Origin of the sequence: Pedococcus sp. (genome assembly GCF_036000045.1) — a bacterium.
Taxonomy (GTDB): domain Bacteria; phylum Actinomycetota; class Actinomycetes; order Actinomycetales; family Dermatophilaceae; genus Pedococcus.
Genome location: NZ_DASYGF010000030.1, coordinates 1 through 17,810 on the forward strand (window position 1 = coordinate 1; position 17,810 = coordinate 17,810).

Annotated in this window: 29 protein-coding genes and 1 pseudogene; 1 reads left to right on the forward strand and 29 read right to left on the reverse strand. The window is 67.6% G+C overall.

Annotated elements, in window-relative coordinates:
* Positions 1–40: 40 nt before the first annotated feature.
* From rpsM to VGN50_RS06055, 28 genes and pseudogenes are all read right to left on the reverse strand, one after another.
* Positions 41–418 (reverse strand): 30S ribosomal protein S13, encoded by a 378-nt coding sequence (rpsM, locus tag VGN50_RS05920; protein ID WP_327443797.1) that lies wholly within the window; start codon positions 416–418, stop codon positions 41–43.
* Positions 419–657: 239 nt separating this feature from the next.
* Positions 658–771 (reverse strand): 50S ribosomal protein L36, encoded by a 114-nt coding sequence (rpmJ, locus tag VGN50_RS05925; RefSeq protein WP_010148647.1) that lies wholly within the window; start codon positions 769–771, stop codon positions 658–660.
* A 61-nt stretch (positions 772–832) separates the two neighbouring features.
* Positions 833–1,054: a translation initiation factor IF-1 gene (infA, locus tag VGN50_RS05930; protein ID WP_006946284.1), complete on the reverse strand. Its 222-nt coding sequence runs from the start codon at positions 1,052–1,054 to the stop codon at positions 833–835.
* A gap of 240 nt (positions 1,055–1,294) precedes the next feature.
* Entirely contained in the window at positions 1,295–2,137 is an 843-nt protein-coding gene (gene map, locus VGN50_RS05935) for a type I methionyl aminopeptidase (RefSeq protein ID WP_327443775.1), read from the reverse strand.
* Complete coding sequence (locus VGN50_RS05940; RefSeq protein WP_327443776.1) at positions 2,137–2,712, reverse strand: adenylate kinase; 576 nt, start codon at positions 2,710–2,712, stop codon at positions 2,137–2,139. The genes map and VGN50_RS05940 overlap by 1 nt, the downstream gene beginning before the upstream one ends.
* Positions 2,712–4,025, reverse strand: coding sequence for a preprotein translocase subunit SecY (secY, locus tag VGN50_RS05945; protein ID WP_327443777.1), 1,314 nt, complete (start codon positions 4,023–4,025; stop codon positions 2,712–2,714). The genes VGN50_RS05940 and secY overlap by 1 nt, the downstream gene beginning before the upstream one ends.
* Positions 4,026–4,177: 152 nt before the next feature.
* Positions 4,178–4,669: a 50S ribosomal protein L15 gene (rplO, locus tag VGN50_RS05950; protein WP_327443778.1), complete on the reverse strand. Its 492-nt coding sequence runs from the start codon at positions 4,667–4,669 to the stop codon at positions 4,178–4,180.
* Positions 4,670–4,671: 2 nt separating this feature from the next.
* A complete protein-coding gene (rpmD, locus tag VGN50_RS05955; protein ID WP_035902503.1) occupies positions 4,672–4,854 on the reverse strand; it encodes a 50S ribosomal protein L30 in 183 nt (60 codons plus the stop codon).
* Positions 4,854–5,522, reverse strand: coding sequence for a 30S ribosomal protein S5 (gene rpsE / locus VGN50_RS05960; protein WP_327443779.1), 669 nt, complete (start codon positions 5,520–5,522; stop codon positions 4,854–4,856). The genes rpmD and rpsE overlap by 1 nt, the downstream gene beginning before the upstream one ends.
* Before the next feature lie 46 nt (positions 5,523–5,568).
* Positions 5,569–5,943, reverse strand: a complete 375-nt coding sequence (gene rplR / locus VGN50_RS05965) for a 50S ribosomal protein L18 (RefSeq protein WP_327443780.1) — start codon at positions 5,941–5,943, stop codon at positions 5,569–5,571.
* A gap of 3 nt (positions 5,944–5,946) precedes the next feature.
* Entirely contained in the window at positions 5,947–6,486 is a 540-nt protein-coding gene (rplF, locus tag VGN50_RS05970; RefSeq protein WP_327443781.1) for a 50S ribosomal protein L6, read from the reverse strand.
* 11 nt (positions 6,487–6,497) lie between these two features.
* Positions 6,498–6,896 (reverse strand): 30S ribosomal protein S8, encoded by a 399-nt coding sequence (gene rpsH / locus VGN50_RS05975; RefSeq protein WP_327443782.1) that lies wholly within the window; start codon positions 6,894–6,896, stop codon positions 6,498–6,500.
* A 97-nt stretch (positions 6,897–6,993) separates the two neighbouring features.
* Complete coding sequence (locus tag VGN50_RS05980) at positions 6,994–7,179, reverse strand: type Z 30S ribosomal protein S14 (protein ID WP_327443783.1); 186 nt, start codon at positions 7,177–7,179, stop codon at positions 6,994–6,996.
* Between the two features lies 1 nt (position 7,180).
* Positions 7,181–7,750, reverse strand: a complete 570-nt coding sequence (rplE, locus tag VGN50_RS05985; RefSeq protein WP_327443784.1) for a 50S ribosomal protein L5 — start codon at positions 7,748–7,750, stop codon at positions 7,181–7,183.
* 7 nt (positions 7,751–7,757) lie between these two features.
* The gene (rplX, locus tag VGN50_RS05990; RefSeq protein ID WP_327443785.1) at positions 7,758–8,111 is read right to left on the reverse strand and encodes a 50S ribosomal protein L24; all 354 of its coding nucleotides are present in this window, start codon (positions 8,109–8,111) and stop codon (positions 7,758–7,760) included.
* A 3-nt stretch (positions 8,112–8,114) separates the two neighbouring features.
* Positions 8,115–8,483, reverse strand: coding sequence for a 50S ribosomal protein L14 (rplN, locus tag VGN50_RS05995; protein ID WP_154684475.1), 369 nt, complete (start codon positions 8,481–8,483; stop codon positions 8,115–8,117).
* An 84-nt stretch (positions 8,484–8,567) separates the two neighbouring features.
* Positions 8,568–8,861: a 30S ribosomal protein S17 gene (gene rpsQ, locus VGN50_RS06000; RefSeq protein WP_327443786.1), complete on the reverse strand. Its 294-nt coding sequence runs from the start codon at positions 8,859–8,861 to the stop codon at positions 8,568–8,570.
* A gap of 41 nt (positions 8,862–8,902) precedes the next feature.
* Positions 8,903–9,115: pseudogene (rpmC, locus tag VGN50_RS06005) on the reverse strand (50S ribosomal protein L29); the annotation flags it as partial.
* Positions 9,115–9,534 (reverse strand): 50S ribosomal protein L16, encoded by a 420-nt coding sequence (gene rplP / locus VGN50_RS06010; protein ID WP_327443787.1) that lies wholly within the window; start codon positions 9,532–9,534, stop codon positions 9,115–9,117. The pseudogene rpmC and the gene rplP, both read right to left, overlap by 1 nt.
* A 2-nt stretch (positions 9,535–9,536) precedes the next feature.
* Entirely contained in the window at positions 9,537–10,364 is an 828-nt protein-coding gene (gene rpsC, locus VGN50_RS06015) for a 30S ribosomal protein S3 (RefSeq protein ID WP_327443788.1), read from the reverse strand.
* Positions 10,364–10,732: a 50S ribosomal protein L22 gene (rplV, locus tag VGN50_RS06020; RefSeq protein ID WP_327443798.1), complete on the reverse strand. Its 369-nt coding sequence runs from the start codon at positions 10,730–10,732 to the stop codon at positions 10,364–10,366. The genes rpsC and rplV overlap by 1 nt, the downstream gene beginning before the upstream one ends.
* 32 nt (positions 10,733–10,764) lie before the next feature.
* Positions 10,765–11,046: a 30S ribosomal protein S19 gene (gene rpsS, locus VGN50_RS06025; RefSeq protein ID WP_327443789.1), complete on the reverse strand. Its 282-nt coding sequence runs from the start codon at positions 11,044–11,046 to the stop codon at positions 10,765–10,767.
* Between the two features lie 15 nt (positions 11,047–11,061).
* Positions 11,062–11,898, reverse strand: a complete 837-nt coding sequence (rplB, locus tag VGN50_RS06030) for a 50S ribosomal protein L2 (RefSeq protein WP_327443790.1) — start codon at positions 11,896–11,898, stop codon at positions 11,062–11,064.
* A gap of 48 nt (positions 11,899–11,946) precedes the next feature.
* A complete protein-coding gene (gene rplW, locus VGN50_RS06035; RefSeq protein ID WP_327443791.1) occupies positions 11,947–12,252 on the reverse strand; it encodes a 50S ribosomal protein L23 in 306 nt (101 codons plus the stop codon).
* On the reverse strand, positions 12,249–12,908 hold the full coding sequence (gene rplD, locus VGN50_RS06040) for a 50S ribosomal protein L4 (RefSeq protein ID WP_327443792.1): 660 nt from the start codon (positions 12,906–12,908) through the stop codon (positions 12,249–12,251). The genes rplW and rplD overlap by 4 nt, the downstream gene beginning before the upstream one ends.
* A 5-nt stretch (positions 12,909–12,913) precedes the next feature.
* The gene (rplC, locus tag VGN50_RS06045; RefSeq protein ID WP_327443793.1) at positions 12,914–13,573 is read right to left on the reverse strand and encodes a 50S ribosomal protein L3; all 660 of its coding nucleotides are present in this window, start codon (positions 13,571–13,573) and stop codon (positions 12,914–12,916) included.
* Positions 13,574–13,585: 12 nt separating this feature from the next.
* Positions 13,586–13,894 carry a 30S ribosomal protein S10 gene (gene rpsJ, locus VGN50_RS06050; RefSeq protein ID WP_009775966.1) on the reverse strand — a complete coding sequence of 103 codons (309 nt, stop codon included), beginning with the start codon at positions 13,892–13,894 and terminating at the stop codon, positions 13,586–13,588.
* Between the two features lie 332 nt (positions 13,895–14,226).
* Complete coding sequence (locus tag VGN50_RS06055) at positions 14,227–15,336, reverse strand: YihY/virulence factor BrkB family protein (RefSeq protein WP_327443794.1); 1,110 nt, start codon at positions 15,334–15,336, stop codon at positions 14,227–14,229.
* A 79-nt stretch (positions 15,337–15,415) separates the two neighbouring features.
* Here VGN50_RS06055 and VGN50_RS06060 point away from each other — a divergent pair, with 79 nt between their 5' ends.
* The gene (locus tag VGN50_RS06060) at positions 15,416–16,711 is read left to right on the forward strand and encodes an alpha-hydroxy-acid oxidizing protein (protein ID WP_327443795.1); all 1,296 of its coding nucleotides are present in this window, start codon (positions 15,416–15,418) and stop codon (positions 16,709–16,711) included.
* 142 nt (positions 16,712–16,853) lie between these two features.
* Here VGN50_RS06060 and tuf read toward each other — a convergent pair.
* Positions 16,854–17,810 (reverse strand): elongation factor Tu (tuf, locus tag VGN50_RS06065; protein WP_327443796.1); only part of this gene is annotated, 957 nt, incomplete at its 5' end.

Here is a 17,810-nt window from a genome sequence, read left to right on the forward strand (position 1 = left end):
ACCTTCTTCGCGCCAGGCGCCGTGCGGCTCTTCGGGGGCATTACTTACCAACCTTCTTCTTGCCGGCGACGGTGCGCTTGGGACCCTTGCGCGTACGCGCGTTGGTCTTGGTGCGCTGTCCACGCACCGGGAGACCGCGACGGTGACGAAGGCCCTCGTAAGAACCGATCTCGACCTTGCGGCGGATGTCAGCGGCGATCTCGCGACGCAGGTCACCCTCGTGCTTGACGTTCGCCTCGAGGAAGTCGCGGAGCTTGACCAGGTCCTCGTCCGTGAGGTCGCGGACGCGGGTGTCCGGGCTCACGCCCGTGGCGGCCAGCGCCTGCTGGGAGCGGGTGCGACCCACTCCGAAAATGTAGGTGAGAGCGACCTCGACGCGCTTCTCGCGCGGCAGGTCCACACCGACAAGACGTGCCATCTTGTGTGTTTCCTTTGTTTCACCGGAGGTCTGGAGCAGTACCGTTCCGGGCTGGTTCCCGAAGCTTTCTTCGGGGCACCGGTCCTCGGCCTCCGGGCCGGGGGTGACATCCTGGTCGGCGTTGAAAGTCGTCGTGTCGACGACGCCGCGCACAGGGGCCGGGTACTGCGGTCATTCACTTGTCTGCGCTTCTCGAAGAGATGCGACTCATGCCCCCGGGCACTGGACCCGGGCGGTGCTCAGCCCTGACGCTGCTTGTGGCGCAGGTTCTCGCAGATCACCATGACCCGACCGTGACGGCGGATCACCTTGCACTTGTCGCAGATCTTCTTGACGCTCGGCTGAACCTTCATAGCCTCTGCTTCGCCTCGATCTGGACCGCTGACCTGATGGTCGGCGGGTCTTGCATCTACGTCAGCGGTAGCGGAAGACGATCCGGCCACGGGTCAGGTCGTACGGGCTGAGCTCCACCACCACACGGTCCTCGGGGAGGATCCGGATGTAGTGCTGACGCATCTTGCCCGAGATGTGAGCGAGAACCTTGTGACCGTTCGTCAGCTCGACCCTGAACATGGCGTTCGGGAGAGCCTCGACGATCGTGCCCTCGATCTCGATGACACCGTCCTTCTTGGCCATAGCCTCCACAATCTGCTGAGTTGATCAATCCACCCCCGCCCCAGGAGGGGCGAACGGGGCACACGTAGAACCAGCACGCGCGCGTATGACACGCATGCCGACAGACGAGTCTACGTCAGGTACCCCTCACGCACGAAATCGCGCCTGCGGGGCCGCACCCCGCCCCGACTGCTTGCCCTGGATCCACCGTGTTCGGCAGTCTGGGCGCCCGGGGCGGTGGATTGGGGGCAATACGACCGCTCAGCCCAGCGGGGCGTATGCCGCGCCGGCGGCTTCCAGCCGCTCCTGGCCGCCGTCGAGCGCCGTAAGCACCCAGAGACCGCCGTCGGTCACCGCGACGGTGTTCTCCCAGTGCGCCGCGCGCGACCCGTCGACCGTGACGACGGTCCAGTCGTCCTGAAGCACCCTGGTCTCGGCGCTCCCGAGCGTCACCATCGGCTCGATGGCCACCGTCACGCCGGAGCGGACCGTGGGGCCCTTGTCGCGCACGGCGTAGTTCGGCACCTGGGGGTCCTGGTGCATCTCGGTGCCGATGCCGTGGCCCACATAGTCCTCGACGATGCCGTAGGTGCGGCCGTCGCGCTCCGACGCGGTCACCACACTGTCCTCGACCGCAGCGCCCACGGCATACAGGGGCTCCCCCACCGCCAGCGCCGCGATCCCGGCCCACATGGAGTCCTCGGTCGCGTCGATCAGCTCCAGGTCCTCGGGCCGGGCGGCCGAGCGGCCGCCGACGACCACGGAGATCGCTGCGTCGCCGTGCCAGCCGTCGACGATCGCGCCACAGTCGATGGAGATCAGGTCACCCTCGTTGAGGACGCGAGGACCCGGGATGCCATGCACGACCTCGTCGTTGACCGAGGTGCACAGCGAGCCCGTGAACCCGTGGTAGCCCAGGAAGGACGGGACGGCTCCACAGCCACGGATGTGCTCCTCCGCGAGCTCGTCGAGCTGCTTGGTGCTGATCCCCGGCCGCACCGTCTGCGCCATGAGCTGCAGGGTCTGCCCGACCACCAGACCAGCCTTGCGCATGCGCAGGATCTGCTCCGGGGTCTTGGTCTCGATTCGCGACCGGCCGAACATCAGGTGCGAGCAACTCCTTCGAGGGCACTGGCCACATGGCCGAACACCTCGTCAACCGTGCCCATGCCGTCGACCCGGCGCAGCAGGCCCCGGGCGGCGTAGATCTCGGTGAGCGGTGCCGTCTCGCGGCGGTAGATCGCCTGACGCTCGCGGATCACGTCCTCGGTGTCGTCGTCGCGGCCCTCGGTCTCGGCGCGCTTGAGGAGCCGCTGCACGACCGCGTCCTCGTCCACGGTCAGCTCGAGAACGGCCTCGAGCTTGTGGTCGTGCTCCGCGAGGATCGCGTCGAGGGCGTCGACCTGGGCCGCGGTGCGCGGGTAGCCGTCGAGCAGGAAGCCCCGCTCGGCATCGTCCTCGAAGAGCCGGTCACGCACGATGGCGTTGGTGATCTCGTCGGTGACGTAGCCGCCGGAGGCGAGGATGTCCTTGACCTGGCGGCCGAGCTCGGTCTCGTTCTTGATGTTGGCGCGGAAGATGTCACCGGTGGAGATGGCGGGGATGCCGTAGGACTCGGCGATCTTGGCGGCCTGCGTGCCCTTACCGGCACCGGGCGGCCCGAGGATGATCAGACGCATCAGCGGAGGAACCCTTCGTAATGGCGCTGCTGCAGCTGGGACTCGATCTGCTTCACGGTCTCCAGGCCCACACCGACGATGATGAGGATGGAGGTGCCACCGAACGGGAAGTTCTGGGTGGCGCCGACGAGCACCAGTGCGATGAGCGGGATCAGCGAGATGAGGCCAAGGTAGATGGCCCCCGGGACGGTGATGCGGGTGAGCACGTAGTCGAGGTACTCGGCCGTGGGTCGCCCGGCGCGGATACCTGGGATGAAGCCGCCGTACCGCTTCATGTTGTCGGCGACCTCGGTGGGGTTGAACGTGATCGACACGTAGAAGAACGTGAAGAACAGGATCAGCCCGACGTAGAGGAGCATGTAGATCGGGTGGTCGCCACGCACGAGGTTCTGCTGGACCCAGGTCACCCAGGCGGCCTGGTGCCCCGTCGTGGACGTGTTGAACTGTGCCACGAGCGAGGGCAGGGCGAGCAGGGACGAGGCGAAGATCACGGGGATCACGCCGGCCATGTTGACCTTGAGCGGGATGTAGGTAGAGGTCCCGCCGTACATCTGACGGCCCACCTGGCGCTTGGCGTACTGGACGGGGATGCGCCGCTGGCTCTGCTCGACGAAGACCACGAGCGCGATGATGACGAAGCCGAGCAGGATCACGCCGATGAACACGTCCCAGCGGCCCTGCTGCTGCTCGATGGCCCACAGCGAGCTGGGGAAGGCGCTGGCGATCGAGGTGAAGATCAGCAGGGACATGCCATTGCCGATGCCCTTGTCGGTGACGAGCTCCGCCAGCCACATGACGACGCCGGTGCCGGCCGTCATGGTCAGCACCATGATCACGAGGGTGGGGATCGAGCCGTTCGGCAGGATGCTCGTGCACTGGGCGCCGAAGAGCGCCTGCGGGTTCTGGGCGAAGGTGACCAGCGTGGAGGACTGCAGCACCGCCAGGCCGATGGTCAGGTAGCGGGTGTACTGGGTCATCTTCGTCTGGCCCTGCTGGCCCTCCTTCTTGAGGGCCTCGAACCGCGGGATCACCACGGTGAGCAGCTGCACGATGATGCTCGCCGTGATGTAGGGCATGATCCCGAGCGCGAAGATCGACAGCTGGAGCAGCGCCCCGCCGCTGAAGAGGTTCGCGAGGCCGAGCACGCCGGAGGTGTTGTCGGCGTTCTTCAGGCAGGCCTGCACCGCGCTGTAGCTCACGCCGGGCACCGGCACGTGGCTGCCCAGCCGGAAGATGACCACGATGCCGAGGGTGAACAGCAGCTTCCTGCGCAAGTCCGGCGTCTTGAACGCACGGGTGAAGGCGGTGAGCACAGGTCCTCCTGGTGACGCAGGGCCACGGGCCCACGCGGTGACGACGGTCAGACGATCCTAGGAAGGTTACCCCGGCGCCGGGCCGGGATCACCAAACGGGTATGCCGCGAGCCCACCAGAGGTGAGCCCGCGGCATACCGGTGAAGCTTGGGTCAGGCGGAGGTCACCGAGCCACCGGCGGCCTCGATCTTCTCCTTGGCGGTGGCCGAGAACTTGTCGGCGGTCACGCTGACCTTGACCGTGATCTCGCCCGTGCCGAGCACCTTGACCGGGGCGTTGTCGCGAACCGCGCCCTTGGCCACGAGGTCGGCCACGGTCACGTCGCCACCCTGGGGGTAGAGCGCGCTCAGCTTGTCGAGGTTGACGACCTGGTACTCGACCTTGAAGGGGTTCTTGAAGCCGCGCAGCTTCGGGAGACGCATGTGCAGCGGCATGGCGCCGCCCTCGAAGCGCTCCGGAACCTGGTAGCGGGCCTTGGTGCCCTTGGTGCCGCGACCGGCCGTCTTGCCCTTGGAGCCCTCACCGCGACCCACACGGGTCTTGGCGGTCTTGGCGCCGGGGGCCGGACGCAGGTGGTGAAGCTTGAGGGCCGTGCCCTCGCCAGCGGCGGCCTTGGGGGCCTTCTTGGCAGTGTTGTCAGCCATGGTCAGTCAACCTCCTCGACAGCGACCAGGTGGGTCACCGTCTTGACCATCCCGCGGATCTCGGGACGGTCCTCCTTGACGACGACGTCGCCAATGCGCTTCAGACCGAGGCTGCGCAGCGTGTCACGCTGGTTCTGCTTGCCGCCGATCTCGGAACGGGTCTGGGTCACCTTGAGACGAGCCATCACGCACCAGCCTTCGCGGCAGTGCGGGCGGCCTCGCGACCGGCAGCCTGGGCGCGCAGCATGGCGGCCGGGGCGACCTGGTCGACCGGCAGGCCACGACGAGCGGCAACGGCCTCGGGACGCTCGAGGCCCTTGAGGGCCGCGACCGCCGCGTGGACGATGTTGATCGCGTTGTCCGAGCCGAGCGACTTGGACAGGACGTCATGGATGCCGGCGCACTCGAGCACCGCTCGCACCGGGCCACCGGCGATGACACCGGTACCGGGAGCGGCGGGGCGGAGCATGACGACACCTGCGGCGGCCTCGCCCTGGACGGGGTGCGGGATGGTGCCCTGGATGCGCGGGACCTTGAAGAACTGCTTCTTGGCCTCCTCGACACCCTTGGCGATGGCCGCGGGGACCTCCTTGGCCTTGCCGTAGCCGACACCCACGGTGCCGTCGCCGTCACCCACCACCACGAGAGCGGTGAAGCTGAAGCGGCGGCCACCCTTGACGACCTTGGCGACGCGGTTGATGGTCACGACGCGCTCGACGTAGGCGCTCTTCTCGACCTGGTCGCGGCCACCGTCACGACGGTTGTCACGGCCGCCTCGGCGGTCATTGCGGTCGCCGCCGGAACGGGCGTCGCCGCCAGCAGCACCAGTGCCTCGACGCTGGGGTCCGGGCATCAGATGTTCCTCATCTCAACGGTTGCGTTGTTGGTAGCAGCGGTCATCACAGGGACAGCCCACCCTCGCGGGCGCCCTCGGCGATGGCGGCGATGCGACCGTGGTACTTGTTCCCGCCGCGGTCGAAGACGACAGCCTCGACACCGGCGCTCTTGGCACGCTCGGCGAGGAGCTCGCCGACCTTGCGGGCCTTGGCGGTCTTGTCACCCTCGAAGGACCGCAGGTCCGCCTCCATGGTCGAGGCCGACGCGACGGTCTTGCCGACGGTGTCGTCCACGATCTGCACGAAGACGTGACGGCTCGAGCGCGAGACCACCAGACGGGGACGCGCGGTGGTGCCGGCGACCTTCTTGCGCAGGCGCAGGTGGCGACGCCCGCGAGCAGCGGACTTCCCCTTGGCGCGCTTGACGATCATTGCCATGGCTTACTTACCAGCCTTTCCGACCTTGCGACGGATCTGCTCGCCCGCGTAGCGAACGCCCTTGCCCTTGTACGGGTCGGGCTTGCGCAGCTTGCGGATGTTCGCGGCGACCTCGCCGACCAGCTGCTTGTCGATGCCCTGGACCGCGAAGCGGGTGGGGTTCTCGACAGCGAAGGAGATGCCCTCGGGGGCCTGCACGGTGATCGGGTGGCTGTAGCCGAGCGCGAACTCGAGGTTCCCGTCCTTGTTGGCCACGCGGTAACCCGTCCCGTGGATCTCCATCTTCTTCTCGTAGCCCTCGGTGACACCGAGGACCATGTTGTTGATGAGCGAGCGGGTCAGGCCGTGCAGGGCACGGGACTGACGCTCGTCGTTGGGGCGCTTGACCTCGAGGCTGCCCTCATCGCCCTTGGCGACGGTGATGGGCTCGGCCACCACGTGGCTGAGCTCGCCCTTGGGACCCTTCACCGTGACGGCCTGGCCGTCGATGGTGATGTCGACACCGCTGGGGATGGCGACCGGAAGTCGTCCGATTCGCGACATGTCGTGACCCCTTACCAGACGTAGGCGAGGACTTCCCCACCCACACCCTTGGTCGCGGCCTGGCGGTCCGTGAGGAGACCAGACGAGGTGGAAATGATGGCCACGCCGAGCCCGCCGAGCACCTTGGGCAGGTTGGTCGACTTGGCGTAGACGCGCAGACCGGGCTTGGACACCCGGCGCACACCGGCGATCGACCGCTCGCGGTTGGGGCCGTACTTCAGCTCGACGGTCAGTGTCTTGCCGACCTCGGCGTCCTCGACGGTCCAACCGGCGATGTAGCCCTCGGCCTGGAGGATCTCGGCGATGTGGGACTTCAGCTTGGAAAACGGCATGGAGACTGCGTCGTGGTGCGCCGAGTTGGCGTTCCGGACGCGGGTCAGCATGTCCGCAATCGGGTCAGTCATGGTCATGGGCTTCTCCGCCCTCTCTCACCGTGGTTTCGTTCCCGCTCATGCGGGGCGACCTGCGATGTAGAAAAGAATCAATGGGTGGGTGTGGAACTGGTCTCTACCAGGAGCTCTTGGTCACGCCGGGCAGCTCGCCCCGGTGAGCCATCTCGCGCACGCAGATGCGGCACAGGCCGAACTTGCGGTACACCGAGTGCGGACGGCCGCAGCGCTGGCAGCGCGTGTAGGCGCGAACCGCGAACTTCGGCTTCTTGTTGGCCTTGTTGACCAGTGCGGTCTTCGCCATGTCAGTTCTCCTTGAAGGGGAAGCCGAGCGCCTTGAGCAGTGCACGGCCCTCGTCGTCGTTGGTGGCGGTGGTCACCACGGTGATGTCCATGCCACGCACGCGGTCGATGCGGTCCTGGTCGATCTCGTGGAACATCGACTGCTCGTTGAGACCGAACGTGTAGTTGCCCTTGCCGTCGAACTGCTTGGGCGACAGGCCGCGGAAGTCGCGGATGCGGGGCAGCGCCACCGACACGAGACGGTCGAGGAACTCCCACATGCGGTCGCCGCGCAGCGTGGTGTGCGCACCGATCGGCATACCCTCGCGGAGCTTGAACTGCGCGATGGACTTGCGGGCCTTGGTGACGATGGGCTTCTGTCCGGTGATGGCCGACAGGTCGCGGACGGCGCCCTCGATGAGCTTGGCGTCCTTGGCGGCGTCACCAACACCCATGTTGACGACGACCTTGACGACGCCAGGCACCTGCATGACGTTCGCGTGTCCGAACTGCTCCTGCAGCTGGCCCTTGATCTCGGCGGCATAGCGCGCCTTGAGGCGGGGTGCTGAGGTCACGGTGGTGGTTTCGGTCATCTCTCTCTCACAGATCCTTGCCCGAGCGCACCGCGACGCGGGTGCGGCTGGCCTTCTCGCGGCCGTTGCGCTCGACCGTCTCGACGCGAGTCTTGACCCGGGTCGGCTTCTTCTCGGAGGGGTCGACGATCGCCACGTTGCTCACGTGGATCGCGGCCTCCTGGACCACCAGGCCACCGGTGCGGGTGCCGCGGGCGCTCTGGCCGGCCTTGGTGTGACGGGTCACGCGGTTGACACCTTCGACGAGCACGCGCTCGGTCTCGGTGTAGACGGCGATGACCTTGCCCTGCTTGGCCTTGTCCTTGCCGGTGAGGACCTGGACGAGGTCGCCCTTCTTGATCTTCATCTTCTTCGCGGCCATGACTCAGAGCACCTCCGGCGCGAGCGAAATGATCTTCATGAACTTCTTCTCGCGCAGCTCACGGCCCACCGGGCCGAAGATACGGGTCCCACGAGGGTCGCCGTCGCCCTTGAGGATCACGGCTGCGTTCTCGTCGAACTTGATGTAGCTACCGTCGGGACGCCGGCGCTCCTTGGTGGTGCGCACGATGACCGCCTTGACGACGTCGCCCTTCTTGACGTTGCCGCCGGGAATGGCGTCCTTGACTGCGGCGACGATGACGTCACCGATGCCGGCGTAACGACGACCCGAGCCACCGAGAACACGGATGCAAAGGATCTCCTTGGCACCGGTGTTGTCGGCGACGCGCAGTCGCGACTCCTGCTGGATCACTGTCTAACTCCTACTCGTCGTGCTGGTTCTCACCCGTGGGCGAGCCTGGCCGAACTGACTGGATTGCCTTGAACGGGCAGAGGCTTACTTGGCCTTCTCGAGGATCTCGACCACGCGCCAGCGCTTGCTGGCAGACAGCGGTCGGGTCTCCATGATCAGCACGCGGTCGCCGATACCGGCGGCGTTCTGGTCGTCGTGCGCCTTGACCTTGCTGGTGCGGCGGATGACCTTGCCGTAGAGGGCGTGCTTGACGCGGTCCTCGACCTCGACCACGACGGTCTTGTCCATCTTGTCGCTGACCACGTAGCCCTGGCGGGTCTTGCGGTCGTTGCGCGCGATGCCTTCGGTCACGGCCTCATCCTTCACGTGCTTGCTCATGCCGACTTCTCCGTGCTCTCGGTGCCACTGGGGCTCTGCCCGATGCCGAGCTCACGCTCGCGCAGCTCGGTGTAGATGCGGGCGATGTCCTTGCGGACCGCGCGCAGCCGGCCGTGGTTGTCCAGCTGGCCGGTGGCCGACTGGAACCGGAGGTTGAACAGCTCCTCCTTGGCCTTGCGAAGCTCGTCGACGAGACGCTCCTCGTCGAGACCACGCAGGTTCTCCGACGTCAGGTCCTTCGAACCGACTGCCATCAGATGTCACCACCCTCACGCCGAACGAAGCGGCACTTCATCGGGAGCTTGTGCATTGCCAGACGCATGGCCTCGCGGGCGACCTCCTCGGAGACGCCCGAGACCTCGAACATCACCCGGCCCGGCTTGACGTTGGCGATCCACCACTCGGGGGAACCCTTACCGGAGCCCATGCGGGTCTCGGCGGGCTTCTTGGTCAGCGGACGGTCGGGGTAGATGTTGATCCACACCTTTCCGCCACGCTTCATGTAACGCGTCATCGCGATACGAGCGGACTCGATCTGACGGTTGGTGACGTAGGCAGGCTCGAGAGCCTGGATGCCGAAGTCGCCGAACGCGATCTTGGTGCCACCCTTGGCAGCGCCCGAGCGACCCGGGTGGTGCTGCTTGCGGTGCTTGACTCGACGGGGAATCAACATGCTCAGGACTCTCCCTCTGAGCTGGCAGGGACGCTGGCAGCGGGAGCCTCGGTGGCCGGGGCCTGCTCGGCAGCGGTGGACTCGGTCGCCTCGGGGCGCTCGCGACGGGCGCGGGCGGGACGGTCGGCGCCGTCGCGACGCGGGCCACGGCTCGGGCGCGGCGCGGCAGCCTGCTGCTGAGCCAGCTCGCGGGCCGTGACGTCGCCCTTGTAGATCCAGACCTTCACACCGATACGGCCGAAGGTCGTGCGGGCCTCGTAGAAGCCGTAGTCGATCTGCGCACGCAGGGTGTGCAGCGGGACGCGACCCTCGCGGTAGAACTCGGTGCGGGACATCTCCGCGCCGCCGAGACGGCCGGAGACCTGCACGCGGATGCCCTTGGCGCCGGCGCGGGTGGCGGACTGCATGCCCTTGCGCATCGCACGACGGAACGACACACGAGCAGAGAGCTGCTCGGCGATGCCCTGTGCGACCAGCTGGCTGTCCACCTCGGGGTTCTTGACCTCGAGGATGTTGAGCTGGACCTGCTTGCCCGTGAGCTTCTCGAGCTCGCCGCGGATGCGGTCGGCCTCGGCGCCGCGGCGACCGATGACGATGCCCGGGCGGGCCGTGTGGATGTCCACGCGGACTCGGTCACGGGTGCGCTCGATCTCGACCCGGGAGATGCCGGCCCGCTCCATGCCCTCGGACATGAGCTTGCGGATCGCGACGTCTTCCTTGACGTAGTCGCGGTAGCGCTGACCCTCCTTGGTGGAGTCAGCGAACCAGCGGCTCTTGTGCTCGGTGGTGATGCCGAGGCGGAAGCCGTGCGGGTTGACCTTCTGGCCCATTAGCGGGTGCCTCCCTTGGTGGTCTTCGGCGTGACGACCACGGTGATGTGGCTGGTGCGCTTGTTGATGCGGGCCGCGCGGCCCTGGGCGCGCGGACGGAACCGCTTCATGGTCGGACCCTCGTCGACGAAGGCTGCACTGACGACCAGGGTGCGCTCGTCGAAGGCCTCGGAGGCGCGGTCTGCCTTGACCCGGGCGTTCGCGATGGCGCTCTCGAGCACCTTCTTGATCGGCTCGGAGGCGGACTGCGGTGCGAACTGCAGCACCGACACGGCCTCGACGGCCTGCTTGCCGCGGATGAGGTCCACGACGCGGCGCGCCTTCTGGGGCGTGACGCGGACGTGCCGCGCGCTCGCCTTGGCTTCCATGACGTTGTCCTTGTTCTCGGTGGGGGCGGCCATCAGCGACGACGCCCCTTCTTGTCGTCCTTCACGTGACCCCGGAACGTGCGGGTCGGCGCGAACTCACCGAGCTTGTGGCCGACCATCGACTCGGTGACGAACACCGGGACGTGCTTGCGGCCGTCGTGCACGGCAAGGGTGTGACCGAGCATGTCCGGGCTGATGACCGAACGGCGCGACCAGGTCTTGATGACGTTCTTCGAACCCGCTTCGTTCTGGGCGTCCACCTTCTTCTGGAGGTGGTCGTCGATGAAGGGGCCCTTCTTCAGACTGCGAGGCATGTTTCCAGGCTCCTATCAGCGCTTCTTGCCAGTACGGCGGCGACGGACGATCAGCTTGTCGCTCGGCTTGCCGGGGCGACGGGTGCGGCCCTCGGCCTGGCCCCACGGGCTAACCGGGTGACGACCACCAGAGGTCTTGCCCTCGCCACCACCGTGCGGGTGGTCCACCGGGTTCATGGCGACACCGCGGACGGTCGGGCGCTTGCCCTTCCAGCGCATGCGGCCGGCCTTGCCCCAGTTGATGTTGGACTGCTCGGCGTTGCCCACCTCGCCGACCGTCGCGCGGCAGCGCAGGTCGACGTTGCGGATCTCACCCGACGGCATACGCAGCTGGGCGTAGGGGCCGTCCTTGGCCACGAGCTGGACACGCACACCGGCCGAGCGGGCGATCTTCGCGCCGCCACCGGGCTTGAGCTCCACAGCGTGGATGACCGTACCGGTGGGGATGTTGCGCAGCGGAAGGCTGTTGCCCGGCTTGATGTCAGCCGTGGCGCCGTTCTCGATGGCAGCACCCTGCTCGAGGCCCTTGGGGGCCAGGATGTAGCGCTTCTCGCCGTCGGCGTAGTGCAGCAGCGCGATGCGGGCAGTGCGGTTGGGGTCGTACTCGATGTGAGCGACCTTGGCCGGCACGCCGTCCTTGTCATGACGACGGAAGTCGATGACACGGTACGCACGCTTGTGACCACCACCGATATGCCGGGTGGTGATGCGGCCGTTGCTGTTGCGCCCACCGGACTTGCTCAGCGGGCGAACCAGCGACTTCTCTGGCGTGGAGCGCGTGACCTCGACGAAGTCGGCGACGCTGGAGCCACGACGACCAGGCGTCGTCGGCTTGTACTTGCGGATACCCATAGTTCGAAATTCCTTTTTCGAAGTCCCGTAGTCTCTTCAGCGTCCTCGTCAGGCGCCGGCACCGAAGATGTCGATCGAGCCCTCGCGGAGGGTGACGATCGCACGCTTGGTGTCCTTGCGCTTGCCGATGCCGAACCGCGTCCGGCGGGTCTTGCCCGGGCGGTTGAGAGTGTGCACGGAGTCGACCTTGACGTTGAAGATGCGCTCGATGGCGATCTTGATCTCGGTCTTGTTGGCGCGCGGGTCGACGATGAAGGTGTACTTGCCCTGGTCGAGCAGCGAGTACGACTTCTCCGACACGACGGGCGCGATCAGGATGTCGCGGGGGTCCTTACCGGTGGCGAGAGTGCTCACTTGGTCTCCTCGGTGACGATCTCGACGGCGCCGCCCACGGGCTGAGCCCCGCTCACGAAGGCGTCGAGCGCGGCGCGCGTGAAGACGACATCGTCGGCGCACAGCACGTCGTAGGTGTTGAGCTGGTCGGCGGCGAGCACGTGCACGCCCTCGAGGTTGCGGACCGACTTCATCGAGACGAGGTCGGCGCGGTCCAGGACCACGAGCACGTTGGGACGCTCGGTGAGTCCGGCCAGCAGGACGCGGGCGTCCTTGGTGGAGGGGGCGTCACCGGTGACCAGCGACTCGACCACATGGATGCGGTCGTTGCGGGCCCGGTCGGAGAGAGCGCCACGCAGGGCAGCAGCCTTCATCTTCTTGGGGGTCCGCTGGGCGTAGTCACGCGGCTGCGGGCCGTGGACGACGCCACCGCCGGCGAACTGCGGCGCGCGGGTCGAGCCCTGGCGGGCGCGGCCGGTGCCCTTCTGGCGGTAGGGCTTGCGGCCACCGCCGCGAACCTCGCCGCGGGTCTTGGTGGAGTGCGTGCCCTGACGGGCAGCTGCCATCTGGGCGACGACGACCTGGTGGATCAGCGGGACGTTGACCTGCACGTCGAAGATCTCGACGGGCAGCTCGAGGTCGAGCACCTTGCCAGGCTGTGCAGTCTTGGTAGCCATGGAGATCAGGCTCCCTTCGCGGCCGTGCGGACCAGGACGATGCCGCCACGGGGGCCGGGGACGGCGCCCTTGACGAGCAGCAGGCCCTTGTCGGCATCCACGGCGTGGATGGTGAGGTTCTGGGTGGTCTGACGCACGCCGCCCATACGGCCGGCCATGCGCATGCCCTTGAAGACACGACCCGGGGTGGCGCAGCCACCGATCGAGCCCGGCTTGCGGTGGTTCTTGTGGGCACCGTGCGAGGAGCTCACACCGTGGAAGCCGTGACGCTTCATGACACCCGCGAAGCCCTTGCCCTTGGTGGTGCCGGTGACGTCGATGTCCTGGCCCGCCTCGAAGGTCTCGACCGTGATCTCCTGGCCGAGGGCGTAGTCCGTGGCGTCGCCGGTGCGGAGCTCGACAAGGTGGCGGCGGGGCGTCACGCCGGCCTTCTCGAAGTGCCCGGTCAGCGGCTTGGTCACCTTGCGCGGGTCGATGGCTCCGAACGCGATCTGGACAGCCGCGTAGCCGTCCTTGTCGGCGTCGCGGACCTGCGTGACGACGCAGGGGCCCGCCTCGATGACGGTGACGGGGACGAGCCGGTTGTCGGCGTCCCACACCTGGGTCATACCGAGCTTGGTGCCCAGCACGCCCTTCACGGTCTTGATGGAAAGTTGAGTCGTCATCGCCATTCCCGCTTAGAGCTTGATCTCGATGTTGACGTCAGCCGGCAGGTCGAGGCGCATCAGCGAGTCGACGGCCTTGGGCGTCGGGTCGATGATGTCGATGAGGCGCTTGTGGGTGCGCATCTCGAAGTGCTCGCGGCTGTCCTTGTACTTGTGGGGCGAACGGATGACCACGAAGACGTTCTTCTCCGTGGGCAGGGGCACGGGGCCAACCACCGTCGCGCCGGCACGGGTGACCGTGTCGACAATCTTGCGCGCCGAGTTGTCGATGACCTCGTGGTCATACGACTTCAGTCGGATGCGGATCTTCTGTCCCGCCATCTCCGTTACGTCTCTCTCTCGCCGAACATGTGAGCTTCTGGCCGCCTCTGCGGGCCTCCGACCCCCGCGGTCGGGTGTGTCGCACCCGCTTCGCGGCCCGACGACATGCGCTTTCGCGCTCATCGGCGGTCGGTTGGTCCGGCAGAGCCGGGGCTTACGCTTCCCTGGTGTGTCGCCCCACCCGAGAACGGGTGGTTCGAGATGACACCGGGGGTGGCGGAGACGTCCATGTTTTCCAGACAGGGCATCGCCGCGCGTCAAGCAACCGCTCTAGTGTGCCAGAGCCCCCGGTGACCTACCAAATCGGGCGGCAGGCACCCGGCATACTCCTCTCAGTGGCGCGTCGCACGCGTCGGCTCCCCCGCCTCCTCACCCGTCGGCTCCCCCGCGCTCTCGCGGAGCGCCCGGCCCTGCTCGACCCGCTCCTGCGCCTTGGCGCGCCTCTTGTCCGATCCGCGGGTGTCCCGCGGGGGCAGCTGGAGCACCTCCTCGGCCTCGATACCGGACTGGAGCTCACGGGCGCGCTCGAGCTCTGAGTCGACCTCGGCACCGAAGAGCAGCGCCAGGTTGGTGATCCAGAGCCACAGGAGGAAGACGATCACCCCCGCCAGTGAGCCGTAGGTCTTGTTGTAGTGGCCGAACTGAGAGACGTACAGGCCGAACAGGACCGAGCCGATGACCCACGTGACGATCGCGATGCTCGCGCCCACGCTGATCCACCGGAAGCTGGGCTGCTTGATGTTGGGGGTCGAGTAGTAGAGCATCGCGACCAGTGCGACCACCACGAGCAGGATGACCGGCCACTTCGCGATGTTCCAGACCATGACGGCCCCGCTGCCGAGCCCGATGGCGTTGCCGACGGACTGGGCGACCGAGCCACTGAGCACGAGACCGACGAGCACGAGGGCCGCCATGACCACGCTGACGGCCGTGATGAGCAGCTGCTGGGGCCGCAGCTTCCAGGCAGGCCGGCCCTCGTCGATCTGGTAGATCCGGTTGAGCGCGCGGCCGAAGGCCCCGACGTAGCCCGACGCGGACCACAGCGCGCCCACCAGGCCGAAGGCCAGCGCGAAGCCGGCCGATCCGGTGTGGGTCATCTGGTCAAGCGGTCCTCGGAGCTGGTCGGCCGCGTTCCCCTGCCCGATCTGACGGATGATGTCCAGCAACGTCTGGGTCGTGGACTGTCCCTGCCCGAAGATGCCGAGCAGCGAGACCAACGCCAGCAGTCCCGGGAAGAGCGCGAGCACCGAGTAGTAGGTCAGGGCCGCGGCGAGGTCGGTGCACTGGTCGTGGCCGAACTCCGCGAGGGCGGCCTTGGCCGTGTAGGTCCACGACGGCGTGGTCAGGTCTGGGGGCCCGTCCGGCTTGCGGCCGTCCTCCGGGCCGGGGGCGTGCTCGCGCTCCGCAGCACTGGTTTCCTCGCGGGTTCCCTCGCGGGCCATGATCTCTCTCCTGGGTTCGACATCCACTTCCTGGGTGGCGTGCCCACTGTGGGACGGCGGCAAACGGCAAGATCGGCCCATGACGACTCTCAGCAGTGGATGGGGCCGAGATCGCCAGGGCGCGATCTACCGCGCAGGTGTGCTCGGCCGCCGTCCACGCGTGCCCGCGGACTTCGCTGAGCTGGAGCGGCGGGCCCAGGCGGCGATGTCGTTGCAGGCCTGGGCCTACGTGGCAGGCGGTGCGGGCGAAGGCGCCACCATGCGGGCGAACCGTCAGGCCTTCGACGCGTGGCAGATCCTGCCGCGGATGCTTCCGGGACACCCTCGTCGCGACCTGACGACCCGGCTGCTGGGGAGCCCGGCACCCTCTCCCCTGCTGCTCGCGCCGATCGGGGCAGCCGGCCTCATCAGCCGCGGCAGCGACCTGCAGATCGCCCGGGCCGCCGCAGCGACGGGCGTGCCGTACGTGATCTCCAACCAGGGGTGCGTACCGATGGAGGCGGTGGCCGAGGCCATGGGCGACGCCCCTCGATGGTTCCAGCTGTACTGGTCGACCGACGAGGCGCTGGTGGACAGCCTGCTCGACCGAGCTGCTCGGATCAGCGCCGGCGCTGTCGTGGTCACGCTCGACACGACGATGCTCGGCTGGCGCCCTGCGGACCTCAACCTGGGCAGCCTGCCGTTCTCTCAGGGCATCGGCATCGCCCAGTACACGTCCGACCCGCGCTTCCAGGAGGTCGTGCGGCAGCGGATGGCCGGGTCGGCCGGTGCCGCGCCCGCCGAGAAGGTCCAGGTGACGCTGGGCGCGCTGCGCTCCCTGCTGTCCATCAGCCGCAACCATCCGGGGCGCCTGCGCGACACACTGCGCTCACCCGAACCGCGTGCGTCGGTGGAGACCTTCCTGGACATCTACTCCAACCCGGGCCTGACCTGGGACGCGCTGGCCACGCTGCGCCACCGAACCGACCTGCCCATCGTGCTCAAGGGCATCCTGCACCCCGAGGATGCGCAGCGAGCCGTGGAGATCGGCGCCCAGGGGATCGTGGTGAGCAACCACGGCGGCCGTCAGGTGGACGGGGCGGTCGCGTCGCTGGACGCCCTGCCGGCCATCCGCTCGGCGGTCGGGGCCGAGACGACCCTCGTGCTCGACAGCGGGGTGCGGACCGGCTCGGACGTCCTCAAGGCCCTGGCTCTCGGCGCTGACGCCGTGGCCCTGGGCCGCCCATACCTCTACGGTCTGTCCCTCGCCGGTGAGGACGGCGTCCGCGACGTCATCACCAACGTCCTCGCCGAGCTGGACCTCACGATGGGACTCTCCGGGGTCACGTCCGTGGCGGACCTGTCACCTGACGTGCTGCGCCCGGCGCCCCACTGACCCTCACCACGGAGCACGCCGACGGCGCCGTATGCCGCGCCGTCGGCCCGGCGGCATACGCCGAGCCCCGTTGTACGCCACCAGACAGCAGCAGGGCCCCGCAGCCGAAGCTGCGGGGCCCTGCTGGCGGTACTGCGTCAGATCACTTGAGGATCTTGGTGACGCGGCCGGCGCCCACGGTGCGGCCACCCTCGCGGATCGCGAACTTGAGGCCCTCCTCCATGGCGATCGGCTGGATGAGCTCGACGTTCATCTCGGTGTTGTCACCGGGCATGACCATCTCGGTGCCCTCGGGGAGGTGCACAACGCCCGTCACGTCCGTGGTACGGAAGTAGAACTGGGGACGGTAGTTGTCGTAGAACGGCGTGTGACGGCCACCCTCGTCCTTGGACAGGATGTAGACGTTGGCCTCGAAGTCGGTGTGCGGGGTGATGGAACCCGGCTTGACGACAACCTGGCCACGCTCGACGTCCTCGCGCTTGGTGCCACGAAGGAGCAGGCCGACGTTCTCGCCAGCGCGACCCTCGTCGAGGAGCTTGCGGAACATCTCGACACCGGTGACGGTGGTCTTGGCCGGCGGGCCGGTGTGGATGCCGACGATCTCGACCTCCTCGTTGACCTTGAGGACACCGCGCTCGATGCGGCCGGTGACGACCGTGCCACGACCGGTGATCGTGAAGACGTCCTCGACGGGCATGAGGAACGGCTTGTCGATCTCGCGCTCCGGCTCCGGGATGGCGGAGTCGACGGCGTCCATGAGCTCGAGCACCGACTTGCCCCACTCGGGGTCGCCCTCGAGGGCCTTCAGGGCGGAGACCTTGACGACCGGCAGGTCGTCGCCCGGGAACTCGTAGGAGGACAGCAGCTCGCGGACCTCCATCTCGACGAGCTCGAGGATCTCCTCGTCGTCGACCATGTCGGCCTTGTTGAGCGCCACGACGATGTAGGGAACGCCGACCTGGCGGGCCAGGAGGACGTGCTCCTTCGTCTGCGGCATCGGACCGTCGGTGGCGGCGACCACGAGGATCGCGCCGTCCATCTGCGCGGCACCCGTGATCATGTTCTTCACGTAGTCGGCGTGACCGGGGCAGTCGACGTG